Raw genomic sequence first — 19,969 nt, 5'->3', positions numbered from 1 at the left:
TTCATAATTACTTTATATATTTGATTTAATATTTATATAGATGAATAATATATAAATTGATATTGTTGGTTTAGGAGGTGTGCAATGCTTAGGCGAATTACCGGTAATAAATTAATTAATCGCGATGAAAAAAAAGAAGAGGTTTTTGATAAAATATTTGATAATTTTATTGAAGAATTTTTACAACCTTTCAATAACAAATTAGAAGAAAAATTCAGTTCATTTAAAGTCGACGTAATAGAAACTGAAGATGAATTTGCTATTATTGCAGATCTTCCAGGATTTTGCAAAGAAAATGTTGCAATCGAGTATGATAATAATTATTTAACGATTTCTGCAAAAAAGAATAAAGAAGAAAATTGTACAATTGGAAAATACATTAGAAAAGAAAGACGGTGCGGAGAATTTAGAAGAAGTTTTTTAATAGATAATGTTATATCGTCTGATATTGAAGCAACGTTTGAAGATGGAGTTTTAACAGTTAATTTAAAAAAGTCAAAAGCCAATAATATCAAAAAAATTATTCAAATTAAATAAAAAAATTTGGTGGTGACAATATGATTAACGAAGAAAATAAAAATACAGATTTAAATGATAATATGAATGAAAATGAAAACGGAATTATAAATGATAAAGAAAATATAGAAGAAATTGTATTAGATGATTCAAATCAAAATATAGAAGCTACAAGTAGCATTGAGGCAAATAAAAGTACTAGTGGACCTATTAATAATTATAATTTAAATCAAGATATTAAAACTGAAAGTAAAATTATAAATAAAAAAGAACATAAAAAAAGAAATCCACTTACTTTTAGACAGATTATGTCGCTTGTACTAGTTGCATTTTTATTTGGTGGAATTGGAACTGGAGTCGGCATTGGTTCAATAAATCACTATTATAGAAATGATTTAATGCCCGCTTATTATACATCTTCATCAAATAGCGCCGAAAAAGTTAATACCAGCTATACTGATTCTAAAAATGAAGTTACAAATGTAGTTGATAAAGTTGGTTCAAGCGTGGTTGCAATTACAAATAAGGTTTATTATAAAGATTATTTTAATAATACAAGAATGAGTAAAGACGCAGGTTCGGGAATTATTTTTAGAATAGATAATGATTATGTATATATTCTAACAAATAATCATGTTGTTGCTAATTCCAATCAACTTATAGCAGAAATATCTAAAGGCGAAATGGTTGATGCTAAAATTGTAGGTGCTGATGAATCAACAGATTTAGCTGTAATTAAAGTTAAAAAAAGCGATATAAAAGCTGAAACTCTTTCCTTAATTAAACCTCTTATATTAGGCGATTCTGATAATATTAAAGTTGGAGAAACTGCAATAGCAATGGGAAATCCTTTAGGATATAATAATACAGTTACAGTAGGTGTTATAAGTGCGCTTAATCGTGAACTTAAAGGATCAAATTCATTAAGTTTAATTCAAACCGATGCTGCAATTAACCCAGGAAATAGTGGAGGGCCACTTCTAAATAGTAAGGGTGAAGTAATTGGAATAAATTCAGTTAAGATTGCAGAAACTAGCGTTGAAGGAATTGGATTTGCTATACCTATTAACTCTGCAAAACCAATTATAAAAGAGCTTTTAGAAAATGGATATATTTCTAGACCTTATATTGGAATTTACGGAAAAGATATAGATAAAAATGCTTCTGAAACATATGAAGTTCCAATTGGAGTTTTTGTATATGATGTAATTGAAGGCTCAGGGGCTGCTAGAGCGGGACTTAAAAAAGGTGATATAATAATTTCACTTGATGACAATAGAATTAACACAATGGATGATTTATTAAACGTTATGAAAAACTATAAAGTAGGAGACGAAGTAAATCTTAAAATTGTAAGAGACAGTAAAGATAAAATGGTCTTAAAAGTTAAACTTGGTGACAAGAATAAAGTTCCAACACAAAAAAATTAATATAGACAAAATAAAAGCTATGCTTAAATTGCATAGCTTTTATTTTGTATTATTTTAAAAATAACTCTCTTTCACTTTTAGGAACCATACTTCCGCCAGTTGCCCAAACAATGTGAATAGAATTATTCATTTTATCGGTTAAATCAAATTTGTTTATTAAAGTTTTTCCTTCGATACTATTAAAAATATAGTTTGGTCCTTCAAGTCCAATAAGAGCGGAAGGTTCAAGAAATATATTTTCTTCTTTATACATTTCTTTTAATAAAAACTTAAGTCTATCATCGCTAGTAGTATAAAAACCAGCAATTGAATGGCTTAATGTTTTACTTACTAGTCCAGATGCTCTTCCAACAGCCAGTCCATCAGCCAAAGTTATATTAGTAAGTCCGATATCATTAACTGATATATTTTCATTTAGACCAGTCATTACTGAAAGCATCATACAAGGTGAATTAGTTGGTTCGGCAAATATAGGATAAACATTTTCACCAAAAGCTAATTTAAGTCCAAAAGTTACTCCGCCAGGTCCACCACCAACTCCGCAAGGCAAGTATACAAATAGGGGATGGTCTTTATTTATAGTTATATTAAGTCTCATTAATTGGTCTTTAAGCCGTTGTCCTGCTACTGAATAACCTAAAAACAAATCAATTGAACTTTCATCATCTACGAAATGGCAAAGGGGATTATTTAATGCAATTTTACGTCCGTTTTCAACTGCTACGCTATAGTCTGATTCATATTCTATTACATTTACACCTAAAGAGCGTAGTTTATCTTTTTTCCATTTTTTTGCGTCATTTGACATATGAACATCAACTTTAAATCCGAGTTTTGCACTAATAATACCAATGCTAAGGCCTAAATTTCCAGTCGAACCTACAGCTATACTATAATTAGAAAAAAACGATTTAAATTTTTCAGTATTAAAAATAATGTAGTCATCATTTATTGTAATCATATTATTATTAATTGCTATTTCTTCTGCAAATTTTAAAACTTCATATATACCGCCTCTTGCCTTTATTGATCCAGATATCTTGAGTTCACTATCAGCTTTTAGATACAAATTACCATTAAAATTTTTAATTAATTTATTTTTTATATTATCAATTTTATATATTGGAGATTCAATGAGTCCATTATCTTCTTTTGTTTCAGGGAAAGCAGAGATGAAATATTTAGAAAATCTTTTTAATCTTTCTCTTGCATCAATTACATTATCCATTGAAAAATCAGAGTTTTTTATTAAATCGTAGTCTTTTATATAATTAGTATTTTGCCAAAAAATAGGAGCTTGAGTTTTTAGAAGGCTAATTTCTTCGTACTTTTTTTCAAGATTAGAAAACATAAAATCACTTCCTTTAAGTATGTATGTTATTGTGCTTATTATAGCATAAGCAAGTTAGAATAGTATATTTTCTTTATATAAAAGCAGTTTAGTTAAAATTCCTTAATTTTAAGCTATTACTATAATAATATAATATAGATACATTAAATTTTATAATATGAATAAATATTATTTTAACATATCTTGTAATCGTTTGTATTAGTTAGATATACCGGTTTAAAATATGTTAACAAATTGTGTTTATTATAAAATTATGATAAATTAATTATGTGAAATATAGAAAGATAATTGAGTTTCTTATATAAATATAAAAAATATTATTTCTGCTTATAGCAGAAGTTTATAAACTATAAATAATATAAAATTAATTATGTACTAGGGGGAGACATGACTTTAAAAGATACAGAGTGGATTAGCAATAAATTAATTGAAGGAAATAATTTAGATGAAATACTTAATGAGACTGATAAGTATTTTATAGATAAGGAAGCTAAAAATTTTTTAAATGAATTACTTATAAATAATAAACTTAAAAAATCGGATGTTATTAAGTTATCGGGATTATCTAGTGCTTATGTATATGAATTATTTAATGGTTTTAAAAAACCTACAAGGAACAAATGTATTCAGTTGGCATATGGGTTAAAACTTGATTTTAATGAAACGCAAAAACTGTTAAGATATTTTAATCTTAATTCACTATATGCAAAAGTTAAAAGGGATGCAGTTGTGATTTTTTGCATAAACAAGAAAATGTCGCTATTTGATACCGATGAAATACTTTATGATTTAAAAGAATCAACTTTTTTAAGTGATAAATAAGGGGGATGGTATTTATGGAAAAAGAAAATCTAATTGATGAATTTGAATCAAGATATCCAAATGTTGGAGTTTTTGAAGAAAAATACAATATATTAGAAACATTAAGTAGGACTAAATATTCTAATGTATACAAAGTTATAGATAATAATGGTGCCTTTTTTGCGTGTAAAGAAGTAAGTATTAATGAAAGTGAATTAGTTAAAGAATACAAAATTTTAAATAAATTAGCTCATGATGCACTGCCTAAAGTATATGAAATCATAGAATCAATTGATTCAACATACATAATTATGGAATTTATTGATGGACTTACTATTGAAGATGCGGTAAAAAAAGATAGACGAATTAATTTAGAAGATTCAATTCAAATTATGTTAAAAGTAATTGATGTAGTAAGTTATCTTCATAAAAATAAAGTTATACATAGGGATTTAAAGCCACAAAATATAATGATAACAAAAGATAAAAAAGTAAAACTTATTGATTTTAATGCAGCGAGAACAATATGTGAAGGTAAAACAAATAATTCAGATACTATAATTTCAGGCACAAGGGGCTATGCTGCTCCTGAACAATATGGATTTTCGCAAACTACATTTAAATCAGATATTTTTTCATTAGGTTGTACATTTTTTTATATGTTAAGTGGTGAATTACTTTATGATAGTAGCTTAGGCAATAAATTGGATACTGCCTTAATGCCAATAAAAGTTAAGAAATTTATAAAAAAATCTACAGCTTTTAATCCTAATGATAGATATAAAAATCTAGATGAATTTAGAAAGAAACTATATGATTTGTCAGAAAATACTACTAAAAAAAATTCAAATAAAATTATATTCACATTGTTGATTACATTTGTTTTATTTGGTGGAATTTTTACTGTATTTATATTAAATAATTTTAGTGATTCAAATGAGAATCAAAGTATAAAAAATAATGATATAAAGATAATAGAAAAAGAAAAAACTGAAGTTACAAAAGAAGTTATTAACTCACCTTATATTATTAATGGTATGCCTTATAAATTTGAAGAAAGTAAAATTATTAATAAAGAACTATATGTTGGATTTAACGAATTTATGAAAGTTATGGGATTTAACAGTACAAGTGATGATGGTGATATTCAATTTTTTGATAATAGAGCTACAGTAATTAACATAATGGAAGGTACAAACAATTATTCATTTGTAAATCCATTTTCGAATGGAGCTTTTGATAGTGAATACGCTTATAAATTAATTAATGGTAAAAAATATATTTCTTTAAATTTTATAGTTAGTATAACAGCTTCAACTATGAGAAATAAAGATAATCAAATTATTATTGAATCGTATGATTACGATGGAAATAAATATTCTAATAGAATTGATAAATTAAAAGAAAAGTATCCTTTGTTGGTTAATGCATTTGAAAGAAATTTAAATACTTCGTATTTTGAATATAGTAATTTTAATATTAATTTTTTAGACGAAGATTATAAGTCAAGTGTTGAAAAAAGAATTGATAGAAAAATGGATACTTATTATCAAAAAACTCGCTATAATTCTTTTGAAGAGGAAAAAAATTATCAAATTGCTATAATTGGTGATAAACAATATTTCACCTTATTGACAGGCGAGAACCCTGGTAATTCTTGGGGCGGGGACATTTACGATTATGAAGTTCCATCTTATATTGATAAATTAGATTTAAGTGAAATTCCTATTGAAGTATATAAAAATCAAGTAAATAAATTTGATGAATTATTGCTTAAAGATATTTCGAATTGTATTAATAATATTAAAAAATATTCAGAAGGTGAAAATACAGTTTTTGAAATAAGTATAAATGATTCAGTACCTAATTTAAGCTCGCTATATCTCTATAGAAGTGCTCATAATGGCAATAATGGAGGTATCATTTTAAATGAATCTAATTACAAGGACTTTGTAGTAAAAATTACAGTTGATAAAACAGGTATATTGATACGAAAAGAAATTGATGCTAGGATTGATTTGAAATCAATTCAGACAAATCATCACGTTGAACATTTTGTTAAATTAGATTCTAAATATAAAAATTATGGATCTGAATTAGGTGTTCATATAAATTCTGAAAAGAAAACTAATACTGTTAAAGTTACTATTTATGAACTTGAAGAAGTTAATAAATATGAAAATAATGAAGGTCAGTTAAAGGATACTAATAAAGATGCAACAAATGAAGAGGATTCCATAATAACTGTGGATCTTGATGTTGTTCATTTTGAAGATAAAGCTTTTGAAAAATTAGTGAGGAGAATACTGGGTATTGGGAGTGATGTTCCTCTAACAAAATTGAATCTTGATACTATAACTTATATAAATGTTATAGGAAACCGTATATATGATAGAAATGAGGAGTTTTCTTATGCTATTGGTAATCTTGATTTGGGAGAAGATTATGTAGATGGGACCTTTTATAAAGGGGATCAGTATAAGAAAATTAAAAGAGGTGAAATTAAATCTCTTAAAGATCTTAAATATTTGACGAATTGTGAGGAAGTAGTTATACTTAAAAATCGAATAACTGATGTTAGTGGATTTAGAGATGATATTGCATACAAAAATGTGGATTTTACTGATAATTATATTAAGGATATTACACCGTTAAGGGGTAAAAATATTTTGGTTATTGCTTTAACAGCTAATGATATTAAAGATATTACACCGTTGTCCTCTACTATAAAAAATTTATATGGATTATATATGGGATACAATGAATTAACAAATGTTGAGTTGTTAAAAAGAGGGAGTAACTTAACTACCTTAGAACTTAATAATAATTTGATTGAGAATATTATACCGCTTGAAAATATTGGTTCGATCCAAGACTCCTTAGAGGATGTTTATAAAGGGAATCCTGGACTTCATTAATAAATAAATGAATTTCTTCTTTCAAAAGAACTTCTATGTCTACTATTTTCAAGAAGTGGAAGTATTAGAATACAATGCATCTTATGAATATAAAATATACTACTATCAAAAATTTAGTAGTATATTTTTATATTTTTTGTTTATATTATTTATCCGATGCCTTAGAGTTCTAATACCACCACTTCTTAAAAAGTGGAGGATAAAGAACTCTAAAAAGGCTATGGATTATGTTTTCTAAGATTCAGTGGGAGTAAAAACTCCCTCTGAATCTTAGAAATTCATTTATAAAAGAAAAATTTCTGCTATTAGCAGAAGTATTAGTTTTTGTTTTTTGTGATAATAAAGATATAGAAATTCAGTAATATAGGCATAGATGAGTATTTTAAAGGAGAGAAAAATGATCGAGAGAATAATGTTGAAAATTCAGAACCAAATAGTTGAAGTAGATAAAATGCATAAAAAAATGATTTTATCTACTTGGTCAATGATTTTAGCTATGATAGTGATATATATTGGGCTAGCAATATTTATTATGAGATATACGGATATAAGTCATAGATCAGTTAGAAATTTATTTTTAGTAGTTATATATTTTATATATTCAAATCACAGGAAAAAGAAACAAAATTTTATTCAATTTTATAATACAAATATAACAAATAAGATTATTGAAAGTATTGATGATAAGTGGAAGTGTAAATTTGATGACGGAATTTCTAAAGAAGACATTTTGAAGACGAATCTTATTAAGAATGATGAATATTTTGAATCATCAAATTTTCTTATGAGTACTATGGATGGGATGAAATTTAGATTTTCTCAAATATTAACGGCTCGAAAGTCGAAATTCTTAAAGAAATTTTTAAAGACAAAATTTTTAGGATTTTATTTTGAAATTAAATTGAGTAGAAATATTGAAAATCAATTAAGTATTCACACAAAAAAAAGTGATTTTAGTGAAGAACCTAAGTTTATAAAATCAGCAAATTTAGGACTTAGAAATTTTGATAGTGAGTTTTTTGGATATTGTAATAGTTCAGACGAAATGCTTGATATATTGTCTTTGACTATAATTGACAAATTAGTTGATATAAATAAATCGCTGAAACATGGACTATCACTTAATTTAAATAACGATAGATTATGTATTGCTATAAATTTAAAAGGACCAGAATTAGAACCTAGTATATATAGTAAAATTAATTATAAAAACGTAATAAATTTATACACAAAAGTTTTTAGTATTGTTGAGGAAATAGTAACACTTATTGATAAAAAAAATAGTGTAAATATATATGATAAAAAAACGTCTTAATAATACATGAATTGTTATACTAGATTAAATATATGAAAATGAGTGCTTTATTTTTAAAATAAAAGGGGGAAGTTTTAATGGTATTATTGATTATTGCATTATTATTTTTTATAGGTACAGTTATTAACTTGATTAATGCTCTTTATATAACTGCAATAGTAGAATTATTTATAGGCTTGTTATTAGTTGGAATATATCGTTTTGTTAAATTAGAAGAAAAAAAAGAAGTCGAGTTTTTAGAGTGGTTATATGAAAATCATGATAAAATTATTAGTGAAAGAGCATATTACGATGATGTTAGAATTACACCAAGAACGGAATTGAAACAATATCAACTATGTGTATCATTTTTAATAGTAAGTTTAAAAATGAATTCTAGATATTTTATAATTGATAAGAACCCTAGTAAACTTATTGGTGTAATTTATTTTTTAATGACGACTGTTTTAGGTTGGTGGGGGTTGCCATGGGGACCAATATATACAGTCGGAGCTATGTTAACCAATATTAAAGGTGGTAAAAAAACTACTGTATGTAAATTGTTGTCTAAAATGAAACAAATAGAAGAAAAACAAAATAAAAAAATAATTGCATAAAAAACAAAATAAAAAAAATTAGTTAATAGGTGAAATAAATAAAAAGCTTATAGGAAAAAATCCTTAAAGCTTTCTATTTTTTACCGCTTGAATATTAAAAACATTTTTATATAATTGTTTTAATTAAAAAATATAAATTTTAAATTTTTTATAAAACGTTTGCAAATTGCGATTTTGGTTCATCAAAAATTAATTGATATCTGAAAATCAAAAAAGCTGTATCTTTTCTTGATTTTACATCAATTTTTAATAAATCGACTCTTCTTCCATCTGTAAGAGTTAATTTACTTCCTTGTACTTTTTCGCCATATGCACTTACTTCTTCAATTTCGCTTAATTCTAAAGATTCCTTTACGCCAACTGCGTAACCTAAGGTAGCTTTAAGGTCTCATGTAGAGCAAGCTTTTGCTTCACGATCTTTAAGATTTAAAAGGATGCTTTCTTTTAGAGCATCTTCAACATTTGTTTTAATAAACATTTTATCCTCCTAATATTTATTAGCTAATGGTTGCATTTTTTTTAACAATATTTAAATTATCCACTGTAATTTTATAGTATATAGTGAAAAGTTGCAATAGAATTTAGGTAAGTAGATATTTTAACAATGCAAATTGTTTATTAGTGAAAAATAGAATAATGAATTTTGGGGATTATGGTTTATAAGTATATACGTATAAAAAAATATTTACTATATACAACCGAACATATGTTTGCTAAAATATAATAGGTGATAATAATGAATAAAATAATATTTCATATAGATGTAAATTCTGCATTCTTATCGTGGGATGCAGTGGATAGATTAAATCATGGTGAAAAAATTGATCTTAGAAAGATTCCTTCTATTGTAGGAGGTAATCCTATTAATAGGCATGGAATTGTTCTTGCAAAATCGATTCCAGCTAAAAAGTATGGTATCAAAACAGCTCAAACTTTAGTTGAAGCATATAGGCTATGTCCAAATTTGGTATCAGTTCCTCCAAGGTATCATATATACACTAAGGCTAGTAGAGCAATGATGAAACTTCTTAGAGAATACTCTCCAAATATTGAAATTTACTCTATTGATGAGTGCTTTTTAGATTATACAAACATGAAAAAATTATTTGCCTCTCCAATTGAAGCTGCCTATATGATAAAAAAAAGATTATATGATGAACTTGGCTTTACTGTTAATGTAGGAGTTTCATCAAATAAAATACTTGCGAAAATGGCTTCTGATTTTCTAAAACCTGATAGAGTACATACTTTGTTTATAGATGAAATAGAAGAAAAAATGTGGCCACTAGATGTATCAAAACTTTTTATGGCAGGGCGCTCGAGTGTTAAAAAACTTAGAAAATACGGAATTAATACTATTGGAGAACTAGCTAAAAGCGATTTAAGTTTTTTAAAACATATATTAAAAAGTCATGGTGAATTAATTTATAATTTTGCTAATGGTATAGATGATTCAAAAGTAGGAGATTTAAAATATTCTCTTATAAAAAGTATAGGAAATTCAACAACTATTTCTTATGATGTAACTAGCGAGGAAGATGCATATAAGTATTTACTTTCACTTTCAGAAAGCGTTGGTATGAGACTTAGAGCAGTAGAAAAGAGAGCAAAAGTTGTTGTAATTACTATTAAAACGAATGAATTTATTGTAAGTCAAAAGCAAAAAAAGTTATTCGAAACAATAGTTTCTACAAATGAAATCTATAGAGAAGCTAAGCGTTTATTTGATTTGCTTTGGGATAAAAAACCAATTAGACTTTTAGGTGTAAGGGTTGTTACTACTGAGAAAGAACCTTTTAAACAATTATCTTTTTTTGAAAATAAAAAAGAAATTAAACTCGAAAAGCTTGATAATACTTTAGATGAACTTAGAGAAAAATATGGTAAAGATATTATTTTAAGAGCTACATTTCTACGTGGTAAAGTAAAACCGATAACGGGCGGAGTATCGTCAGAAGACGATTACCCTAAAATGCGAAGTCAGCTGTAAAGTGAACACAATTTTCATTTAATTGTCATAAGACTGTGACAAATTAAATCTATAATTAAAACAACTTAAAAAAAGATTATTAGTAGTTACAACTTAACTTAAACTTATAGACAATTATTTGAAAGGAGAATTATAATGAAAAAAATAATATCAGTTTTATTAATAGGTTTAATGATTTTATCAGCAGTAGGATTATCTTTTGCTGATGATACCGTTGGTGCAGTTTCGGCAAAGAAAGATACAAGTTATACACTAGAGGAAATGCTTGAATATGCGATTGAAGATGAATATATGGCAAAAGCAGAATATGATTATGTGATTGATAATCTTGGCGGAGATAGACCTTTTACAAATATAGTAAAAGCTGAAGAAAGACACATTAGTTTATTAAAACCTTTGTTTGAAACTTACGGAGTAGACTTACCTGAATTTGATAGCAATATATATTTAGTTAAACCTGATAGCCTAGAAAATTCATTCACACTTGGTATTGATGCAGAAATTGCAAATATAGCAATGTATGAAGCGTTTTTAAAAGAAGACTTACCTAAAGATGTTCAAAATGTATTTGAATATTTAAAATCAGGATCTGAAAAACATCTTAAAGCATTTGAAAATGGTGTAAATGGAAATAAAGTACAAGGAAGAATAAATAATAGAAAAGGTCGAAACAGTAATAATGAAAGACTAGGTATTGGCATTAGACGTGATGGCTTTAATAGAAAATAATTACAGCTACAGTAGTAAAAAAACTAACTTTATTAAGAGTTAGTTTTTTTACATTAAATTTTAAATAAAACCCATTTACAAGTATTAACTTCGTATTTTATTTCAAATATTTTTAAAGTGCTATTAATTACACTCTCACATTCAAAAACATACATTAAATTTCCACCAAATTTTTCTGTTTTAACACATCTGATTTTATCAATGCTTATAATTTTATCTTCTTCAGATTCTTTTAATCTGAATTTTATAGGGTGTATTTTACCATCTTTTTCAAACCATGCAATCATATCAATTGCTTTATAAACAACCTTCATATTAGCACCTTTCATTTTTTAGTAATAAAAATTAGTGATTTCTATTTCATTATATACGAACGTGTGTTCGTAGTAAAGAAAAAATATTTAATATTTTAAATATTTGTGTATAATAGTATTAATAAATATTTTAATTAGGAGGGAAAATATGTTAGCATTACTTTCGCACTTTAGGTTTTTAATACTTTTTTTTATGGTTATTATATTTTTATATGTTTACTTAAAAATTGCACCTAAAAAAATGTCTTTTGATAATGGAGGTAATCAAATTAAATTAAATAAATGTCCAGAATGTGGTAAAGAAATTAATAGTAAATCAAAATATTGCCCATACTGTGGTTATACTTTTGATGGAAAGGATAAAATATGAAAAATAAAAAGAGCGGAAGATTTATAAAAATACTATTAATTATAGGTGCAATTTTTTTATTAATTGTAGGTGCAATATTTAATATGGTTATTGGATATTTTTCGGGAGACGATGATTTTTATAAAGTTGAAGGAAAGTGGGAAGGAAAAATTGATGAAGAAGTAAATGTTATAACTACTATTGAAAAGGGAAATGTTAAGGTAGATGGATATACATATGCATATATGGATATTGATTTAGCGGATGGTAGTGAGAAACTATTTGAAAATGTTAAATTTAAAGATGGTAGAATAATCAATGCAGATGAAAATCCACAAACTGAGATTGATTTGAATTTATCTGGCGATGAAAAGAAACTTAATGGAACAATAAAACTTAAAGGTAAAGAACTACAAAAAATAAGTTTATCTATGCATTGATGTTAGTTTAGTTAAGAAAATCAAGGCGTATATTAAAAAATAATTTAAACAAATTCTATTTAGATTTTCTATAATAATTATTGTTCAAATGATAATAATTAATTTATATGATTAAATTGTATTGACATAGATAAGTTAATTCACTATAATACTAAGAAATGAATTGTTTGAAAATTATGACGATATAATAAGATTTAGTTTAATTTGATTTGGAGATGTATATTATGATTAATTCAAGAAAACCTATAAACTTTTTAAATAAATTATTAGTCCTCACTAGCAAAGGTTTAGTCCTCGTACTAAACGTTTGTTTAAAGCTATGCAATTTAATAATTTATAAAAAAGAGGTTTATTATAGATGTTTTGAATAATAATTTTTAAATATATTGTTTATTGCGGTAATAAGAAGAGCCTTTTTAGGGCTCTTTTTTTATTATATATATATAAAATAAAAAATGTAGAGAGGTAAAGAGATGATAAAAGAGAGAATGACAATGACTCAGCAAATTTTAGTAAAACATGCAGCAAGAGAGGAAATTGAGGTCGGCCAGATTATTGAAGTAGATGTGGATATGGTACTTGGAAATGATATTACAACGCCAGTTGCAATAGAATCTTTTTTAAAAACATCAGTAATTGATGTTTTCGATAAATCTAAAATTTCTATTGTACCTGATCATTTTTCGCCAAATAAAGATATTAAATCAGCAGAGCAATGTAAAAAAGTAAGGGAATTTGCAAAAAGATTTGATATTGATAATTATTTTGAGCTTGGTCAAATGGGTATAGAGCATGCTCTTTTACCTGAAAAAGGATTAATCAAGCCAAGTGAAATTATAATTGGTGCAGATTCACATACATGTACATTTGGTGCACTTAATGCTTTTTCTACTGGTATAGGCAGTACTGATATGGGTGTCGCTATGGCAACCGGTAGAATTTGGTTTAAAGTTCCAAGTGCTATAAAGGTGAATATTATAGGAAAACCTCAAAAATGGGTTAGCGGAAAAGATGTTATATTAAATTTAATTGGTAAAATTGGAGTTTCAGGAGCAAATTATAAATCATTAGAATTTTATGGCGATGGACTAAAATATTTAAGTATTGATGATAGATTTACTATAACGAATATGGTAATTGAAGCAGGAGCAAAAAATGGAATATTTCCATTTGATGAAATTACAAAAGCGTATCTTGATGAACATTGTGATAAAAAATATGAAATAACGTATCCAAATGAAAATGCGGAGTTTGAAAGCGAAATAACAATTGATCTATCGAAGTTAAAATTAACTGTAGCATTTCCTCATTTACCTGAAAATACGCATGAAATTGATGAAATAAATGAAAAAATAAAAGTTGATCAAGTTATGATAGGTTCTTGTACGAATGGACGAATAAGTGACTTACAAGCAGCATATAAAATATTAAAAGGTAAAAAAATAAATCCTTCACTCAGAGTTATTATAATTCCAGCTACACAAAAAATATATTTAGATGCTTTAAAAAATGGTTATATAGAGGAGTTTATTAAAGCAGGGGCTATTGTTAGTACACCAACATGTGGACCATGTTTAGGTGGTCATATGGGAGTGCTTGCAAAAGATGAAGTATGCATTTCAACTACAAATAGGAATTTTGTTGGCAGAATGGGGCATGTCGAGTCAAAAGTATATCTTGCTAGTCCATCAGTTGCAGCAGCTACTGCAATAAAGGGTTATATTGTTCATCCAAATGAAGTTTTATAATATAAATAAGGATACAAAATTAGAAATATCAAAGATTATGTAAATGTATTATGTAAATCAAAATTATAAGAGAATATACTTACAAAAACAAATATAAGTAAGTCTATAAAAATGTAGATAGAGAATATGGAGGTCATTATGATTATTAAAGGCAAGGTTCATAAATATGGTGATAATATAGATACAGATGTTATAATACCAGCTAGATATTTAAATAGTAGTAATTCAAAAGAGCTTTCAAAGCATTGCATGGAAGATATTGACAGCGAGTTTTCATCAAGGGTAAGACGCGGTGATGTAATTATTGCAGGTGAGAATTTCGGATGTGGTTCATCAAGAGAACATGCTCCAATTGCAATAAAAGAATCTGGAGTAAATATTGTTATAGCAAAAAGTTTTGCTAGAATATTTTATAGAAATGCAATTAATATTGGCTTAATACCAATTGAAAATAGTGAAATATATGAAAAAGTTTCAAAAGGAAATTTAATTTTAGTTAATACTGATGAAGGTATTGTAAATTTAAGTACAGGAGAAGAAGTGAATATTACAAAACCAAGTAAATACCAATTAAATATTTTAGAAAATGGTGGACTTGTTAACTTTATTAAAAATAGAATTTCAAAGCCGGAGGGAATATTAAATGAAATATAATATTGCAGTACTAAGAGGCGATGGAATCGGAAGTGAAATTGTTGAAGAGGCAATAAAAGTATTATTTGCTATTAAAGGTATGAAAGAAAAGATTGACTTAAAAGAATACTCTTTTGGTGGTTGTGCATACGATAAGTTTTCTCATGCATTTCCAAGTGAAACAAAAGAAGGGGTAATGAAAGCGGATGCAGTCCTTTTAGGCGCAGTTGGTGGACCTAAGTGGAATGAACTTCCACTAGAAAAAAGACCAGAAAGTGCACTACTTTCTTTAAGAAAAACAATGGAGGTTTTTTGTAATATTAGACCTGTAAAGATATTTGATTCTCTTAAAAATTTATCTCCAATTAAACTTGAAAACAGAAATATTGATTATGTAATAGTTAGGGAGCTAATAAGTGGAATTTATTTTGGTAATAAAAATACAGAAACTATTGGCGGTGAAATTGCTGCTAAAGATGAAATGTTTTATAGTGAAAGCCAAATAAAAAGAGCAATTGATAAAGCAATCGAAATTGCAAGTAAAAGAAATAATAAAATAACACTTGTTGATAAAGCAAATGTACTAGAAACATCAAGACTATGGAGAAAAGTTGCAAAAGAAAAAGTAAGGGATTCAAAAACTGAAATTGATTATATGTATGTAGACAATGCAGCAATGCAGGTTATACTTAATCCGGATAAATTTGATGTTATTGTAACTTCAAATATGTTTGGAGATATTATTTCAGATGAATCAGGGGCTATAGTAGGATCAATTGGACTTCTTCCATCAGCTAGTATTAGTGAAAGTGGCTTAGGTCTTTATGAACCAATTCATGGTAGCGCTCCGGATATTGCTGGAAAAAATATTGCTAATCCTATTGGAACTATTTTATCAGTTGCACTTTTATTAAGATATAGTTTAAAAATGGACATTGAAGCTGAAATTATAGAAAAAGCAGTAGAAAATGCTATCAATAATAAAATATTATCTAAAGACATAATAGGAGAAAGCGGATTTTCTACATGTGAAATTGGAGAATATATTGCAAATGAAGTAAAAAATTTGTCGAATTAATACAAAAATAACGCCTAATGATCGTTTTTTTACCTATATCTTTATATAATATTTATGGAAGTTTTATTTGTAAGAAAAAAAACACATATTTTATTTCATATGTGTTAAAATAAAGCTAATAAAAAAAGAAGAGGTGACTAGTGTGTCAGATGAATTTCTTAAAGAAGCGATGAATTTGCTTACTGAAGTTGAAGCAGAAAGTGCTATTAAATCAAAGGCAATGGATCTTTACTTTAGGTATATCAATTTTTCCGAAGATAAAGAAAATAGGGATAATGATATAGAGAAATTGGGTGTTAGTGTTTAAAATAATTATGTAAAAAGAGAATATTTAAAAGCTATAATGAAAATTATTTTCATTATAGCTTTATTTTAGTGTGCCCAGCATGGGCACAATCTAACGGGTGAAAGTCCCTAACATACTGTAGATAGGCATTTTATTTACTATTATAACACTTATTATTCTTCAAAATAAACAAAGGACCTACATTAAATAATTGACTAAATTTTAATCAGATTATTTAATATAGGCCCTTTTTATGTTATGCTATCATAAAATAATTAAGAAAGGAAAAAAGACAGAAGAGCCCTTCGAAAGTTTCTTCTGCCTTTCTAAATGCTTACGTAAATCCATAGGATTTTCATAAGTAAGACATATATTATGATAACTATTTTTTCTACAATAATCAAGTCTTTTTCACAAAATTCTTATAATACGATGATTGATCATTTACCGTTTCATCGCCTTTCTTGTAGCTGTGGCCAAAAGGGCTGTCTTATTAAACACGCCTATTATAAACGTTTTATTAAAATTTCTGGTAAATTATACGAACTAAAAATTCTAAGATTAATCTGTAAATGTTGTGGTAAAACTGAATCAGTTCTACCAAGTTGGATTGTTCCTTATTCTCAAATATTATTAAAGGATATTATCACAGTTATTCAGACTTATTTAAAAAAATTACCTTTCGAAAATATTATGATCAACAACTTACTTATTGATGAAAGTAACATTAGATATATTATTCGTCAGTTCAATCGGCACTGGAGAGAGCGATTAGCTGTTTTTAAGATACCAATAAATCATAAATTTACAACTATTATGTCTTTTAAAAAATATAATAGACAGTTTATGCAAATTAAAAGCACTTCAAATATTTTATTTAATAACACCCACATAACTTAGTTTTACGCTTACTTTTTAATGATTTATACTCCTAATAAACTTATAAATACAGGAGGATTTTTTAATGAATAACGATGATAAGCAAAAAATTGCACTTTTTAGGTATAGCATTCTTGCTCCATTAATTAGCGGAACATGTGATGATTCGAAATCTAATAAGGCTTTTTTTCGTGATGCCTCTCATAACACTTATACCAATCCGAGGGGCATGGATACTATTATTTCGGCTACAACTATAGAGCGTTGGTACTATAGTTATCAAAAATATGGTTTTGATGGTCTAATGCCTAAAAGGCGTAATGATACAGGTCAATCAAGAAAACTTGATGATGATATGATAGAGCAAATTAACTATCTTAAAAGTGAATATCCAAGAATTCCTGCTACATTAATTCATCAAAAGTTAATTAGTAATGGCACTATTAACAAAGGTGAAATTTCACTTTCAACAATTAATAGATATGTAAATCAATTAAATAAAAATAATCTTTATACCAATAATAAGGATATGAGAAGATATGAGCGTCCTCATATCAATGAAGTATGGTGTGGTGACAGCAGTGTTGGACCTTACTTAATGATTAATAGGAAAAAACATAAAGTGTGGATTATTGCTATGTTAGATGATGCTTCACGTATGATAACTGGTATTGACGTATTTTTTAATGATAATACAGTTAATGTAATGTCTGTACTAAAATCTGCAGTTTCAAAATATGGAAGACCAAAACGACTAAATTTTGATAATGGATCTTCATATAAAAATAAGCAAATCACCTTACTTGCTGCTCGCATTGGTTCAACGCTTAACTACAATCCACCTTATACACCAACTGGAAAAGCTAAGGTAGAAAGGTTCTTTAAAACCCTTAAACAACAGTGGATGAGTGGACTTAACATGAATGATTTTTCATCACTCGAGGATCTTCGTTTATCACTTTTAATATATGTAAAATCTTACAATCAAAAGATTCATAGTTCTTTAAACGGATTATCACCAATGGACCGTTTTTTTAGTGAATCAGCGCTTATCAAAAGATTAAGTGAAGATCATATTTATAAAAGTTTTCTACTTGAAATAGAGCGGCGAGTTTCAACAGATAATGTAGTTGTAATTAATGAAGTGGAATATGAAGTGCATTATAGATTTTCTAAACAAAGAATTACTTTAAGGTATTCACCTGATATGAAAAATATTTTTATATTAGATAAATATACAGGAGATTTAACGCCTATTAAGTTACTAAATAAGCATGAAAATTCTAAAATCAAACGTGAAAAAGTTAAATTAACAGGAGGAAAAAATTAATGGATTATACAAGTCGTTTTGGGTTAGATTTTAACCCATTTATAAAAAATAGTAAAGAAATAATAATTGAAACATCTGAATACAAAGAAACTTTGTTAAGACTTAATATACTACTTGAAACTAGAGGATTTGGTCTTATTACAGGATCACCTGGAAAAGGTAAAACAACTATTATAAGAAGTTGGTCTAAAATACTAAATCCTTCACTTTTTAAGGTTATTTATAGTTCATTATCAACTCTAACTGTAGCTGAATTTTATAAAAATTTAGCTCAGCAATTAGGTTTAGAGCCAATGATGAGAAAAAATGATAATTTTAAGATAATTCAAAATGAAATTACTAGATACGCTGTTGAAAAACGCATAACTCCGGTTATTATTATTGATGAAGCAAATTACATTAATAATGGTATACTAAATGATTTGAAAATTCTTTTCAATTTTGAAATGGATTCAAAAGATCGTGCAGTTGTATTATTAGTTGGACTTCCAAATATAAATAATACTCTTAGATTAGTATCACACGAACCGCTAAGACAAAGAATAACTATGAATTATCATTTAGATGGACTAAATAAAGAAGAAGCTAGAAGCTATATAAAAAATAAACTCATCGGAGCTAATTGTCATGTAAATATTTTTAGTGAAGGAGCCTTAGAAGGCATAATTAACTCTTCAAATGGTATACCAAGAATTATTAATAAAATATGTAATGCATGCTTATTAATAGGTAATAATCAAAATATTACAGATATTAATAACGATATTGTAATGATGGCGGTTAATGAAACTGAATTAGGATAAAAAATAATAAAACTATGATTTAGTTATTTAATCATGGTTTTATTTCATTTTAAAACACATTATTTAACATGAATAAGCTACATCAATAAATTTGAATATGCTATTTTTTTAGCTATTTTTAACGTAATTTAATTTGAAGAATCCAACATCAAATAATTTGACAATCAACAACATACCCTAGTAGTGGGAAGTGTATAGCTTATGGCAAGGGTGTCCTTGGTGACGAGGAATCTGAAGGAAGCCGGCGGCAAATCTCTGGTCTGACGAACAGAAATCACATAAGGCGCAAGTTGATGGATAAGGTTGCTAAACAAATCAAAGTCCAATAACTACTCGGAATCAACAGCGTAAATGTGGCAGATACATGGAGAGAAAGATTGTGTTCTTACCTGGGGAGATCTCATGGACATGTGAAACATTTGTGTGAATCGTGGTTGAAATAAGATTTATCATGAGAAGTCAG

19 protein-coding genes are annotated in these 19,969 nt (G+C 26.9%); 17 read left to right on the top strand and 2 right to left on the bottom strand.

All coding sequences use genetic code 11. From position 1 onward, the window contains the following. Positions 1-84 precede the first annotated feature (84 nt). The gene (locus AACH12_RS08205) at positions 85-537 is read left to right on the top strand and encodes an Hsp20/alpha crystallin family protein (RefSeq protein WP_338534935.1); all 453 of its coding nucleotides are present in this window, start codon (positions 85-87) and stop codon (positions 535-537) included. 20 nt (positions 538-557) lie between these two features. After that, complete coding sequence (locus tag AACH12_RS08200; protein ID WP_338534934.1) at positions 558-1,946, top strand: S1C family serine protease; 1,389 nt, start codon at positions 558-560, stop codon at positions 1,944-1,946. Between the two features lie 49 nt (positions 1,947-1,995). On the opposite strand, the gene AACH12_RS08195 is transcribed toward AACH12_RS08200, so the two are convergent. Beyond that, a complete protein-coding gene (locus tag AACH12_RS08195; protein ID WP_338534933.1) occupies positions 1,996-3,297 on the bottom strand; it encodes a D-serine ammonia-lyase in 1,302 nt (433 codons plus the stop codon). A gap of 387 nt (positions 3,298-3,684) precedes the next feature. Between AACH12_RS08195 and AACH12_RS08190 the strand changes: the two genes are divergently transcribed. The 6 genes from AACH12_RS08190 to AACH12_RS08165 all read left to right on the top strand — a co-directional run bounded on the left by AACH12_RS08190 (position 3,685) and on the right by AACH12_RS08165 (position 11,646). Further along, a complete protein-coding gene (locus AACH12_RS08190; RefSeq protein WP_338534932.1) occupies positions 3,685-4,119 on the top strand; it encodes a hypothetical protein in 435 nt (144 codons plus the stop codon). Positions 4,120-4,133: 14 nt separating this feature from the next. Then, on the top strand, positions 4,134-7,016 hold the full coding sequence (locus AACH12_RS08185) for a protein kinase domain-containing protein (RefSeq protein WP_338534931.1): 2,883 nt from the start codon (positions 4,134-4,136) through the stop codon (positions 7,014-7,016). A gap of 397 nt (positions 7,017-7,413) precedes the next feature. After that, positions 7,414-8,331, top strand: coding sequence for a DUF3137 domain-containing protein (locus tag AACH12_RS08180; protein WP_338534930.1), 918 nt, complete (start codon positions 7,414-7,416; stop codon positions 8,329-8,331). A gap of 77 nt (positions 8,332-8,408) precedes the next feature. Continuing rightward, on the top strand, positions 8,409-8,927 hold the full coding sequence (locus tag AACH12_RS08175) for a hypothetical protein (protein WP_338534929.1): 519 nt from the start codon (positions 8,409-8,411) through the stop codon (positions 8,925-8,927). A gap of 736 nt (positions 8,928-9,663) precedes the next feature. Beyond that, positions 9,664-10,917 carry a DNA polymerase Y family protein gene (locus tag AACH12_RS08170; RefSeq protein ID WP_338534928.1) on the top strand — a complete coding sequence of 418 codons (1,254 nt, stop codon included), beginning with the start codon at positions 9,664-9,666 and terminating at the stop codon, positions 10,915-10,917. Positions 10,918-11,052: 135 nt separating this feature from the next. Next, on the top strand, positions 11,053-11,646 hold the full coding sequence (locus AACH12_RS08165) for a ferritin-like domain-containing protein (RefSeq protein ID WP_338534927.1): 594 nt from the start codon (positions 11,053-11,055) through the stop codon (positions 11,644-11,646). A 53-nt stretch (positions 11,647-11,699) separates the two neighbouring features. Here the strand turns inward: AACH12_RS08165 and AACH12_RS08160 are convergent, their stop codons facing one another. Next, positions 11,700-11,960: a hypothetical protein gene (locus AACH12_RS08160; protein ID WP_338534926.1), complete on the bottom strand. Its 261-nt coding sequence runs from the start codon at positions 11,958-11,960 to the stop codon at positions 11,700-11,702. 148 nt (positions 11,961-12,108) lie between these two features. Between AACH12_RS08160 and AACH12_RS08155 the strand changes: the two genes are divergently transcribed. From AACH12_RS08155 to AACH12_RS08115, 9 genes are all read left to right on the top strand, one after another. Next, entirely contained in the window at positions 12,109-12,330 is a 222-nt protein-coding gene (locus AACH12_RS08155) for a zinc ribbon domain-containing protein (protein ID WP_338534925.1), read from the top strand. Then, a complete protein-coding gene (locus AACH12_RS08150; RefSeq protein WP_338534924.1) occupies positions 12,327-12,749 on the top strand; it encodes a protein-tyrosine phosphatase family protein in 423 nt (140 codons plus the stop codon). The genes AACH12_RS08155 and AACH12_RS08150 overlap by 4 nt, the downstream gene beginning before the upstream one ends. 476 nt (positions 12,750-13,225) lie before the next feature. Then, positions 13,226-14,497 (top strand): 3-isopropylmalate dehydratase large subunit, encoded by a 1,272-nt coding sequence (gene leuC / locus AACH12_RS08145; protein ID WP_463671016.1) that lies wholly within the window; start codon positions 13,226-13,228, stop codon positions 14,495-14,497. 138 nt (positions 14,498-14,635) lie between these two features. Then, positions 14,636-15,151, top strand: a complete 516-nt coding sequence (locus AACH12_RS08140) for a 3-isopropylmalate dehydratase small subunit (RefSeq protein ID WP_338534922.1) — start codon at positions 14,636-14,638, stop codon at positions 15,149-15,151. After that, on the top strand, positions 15,141-16,208 hold the full coding sequence (gene leuB, locus AACH12_RS08135) for a 3-isopropylmalate dehydrogenase (protein ID WP_338534921.1): 1,068 nt from the start codon (positions 15,141-15,143) through the stop codon (positions 16,206-16,208). Before AACH12_RS08140 ends, leuB begins: the two co-directional genes overlap by 11 nt. A gap of 142 nt (positions 16,209-16,350) precedes the next feature. Then, positions 16,351-16,515 (top strand): hypothetical protein, encoded by a 165-nt coding sequence (locus tag AACH12_RS08130; protein ID WP_338534920.1) that lies wholly within the window; start codon positions 16,351-16,353, stop codon positions 16,513-16,515. Positions 16,516-16,926: 411 nt separating this feature from the next. Continuing rightward, positions 16,927-17,394: a DUF6431 domain-containing protein gene (locus AACH12_RS08125; protein WP_338534917.1), complete on the top strand. Its 468-nt coding sequence runs from the start codon at positions 16,927-16,929 to the stop codon at positions 17,392-17,394. A 64-nt stretch (positions 17,395-17,458) separates the two neighbouring features. After that, entirely contained in the window at positions 17,459-18,703 is a 1,245-nt protein-coding gene (locus AACH12_RS08120; protein ID WP_338534918.1) for a DDE-type integrase/transposase/recombinase, read from the top strand. Further along, the gene (locus AACH12_RS08115; RefSeq protein ID WP_338534919.1) at positions 18,703-19,506 is read left to right on the top strand and encodes an ExeA family protein; all 804 of its coding nucleotides are present in this window, start codon (positions 18,703-18,705) and stop codon (positions 19,504-19,506) included. The genes AACH12_RS08120 and AACH12_RS08115 overlap by 1 nt, the downstream gene beginning before the upstream one ends. Positions 19,507-19,969: the final 463 nt, after the last annotated feature.

It is taken from the genome of Helicovermis profundi, from assembly GCF_033097505.1.
Classification (GTDB): domain Bacteria; phylum Bacillota; class Clostridia; order Peptostreptococcales; family Acidaminobacteraceae; genus Helicovermis; species Helicovermis profundi.
The sequence above is the reverse complement of the archived record's forward strand: the minus strand, read 5'-3'. Positions and strand labels throughout refer to the sequence as shown.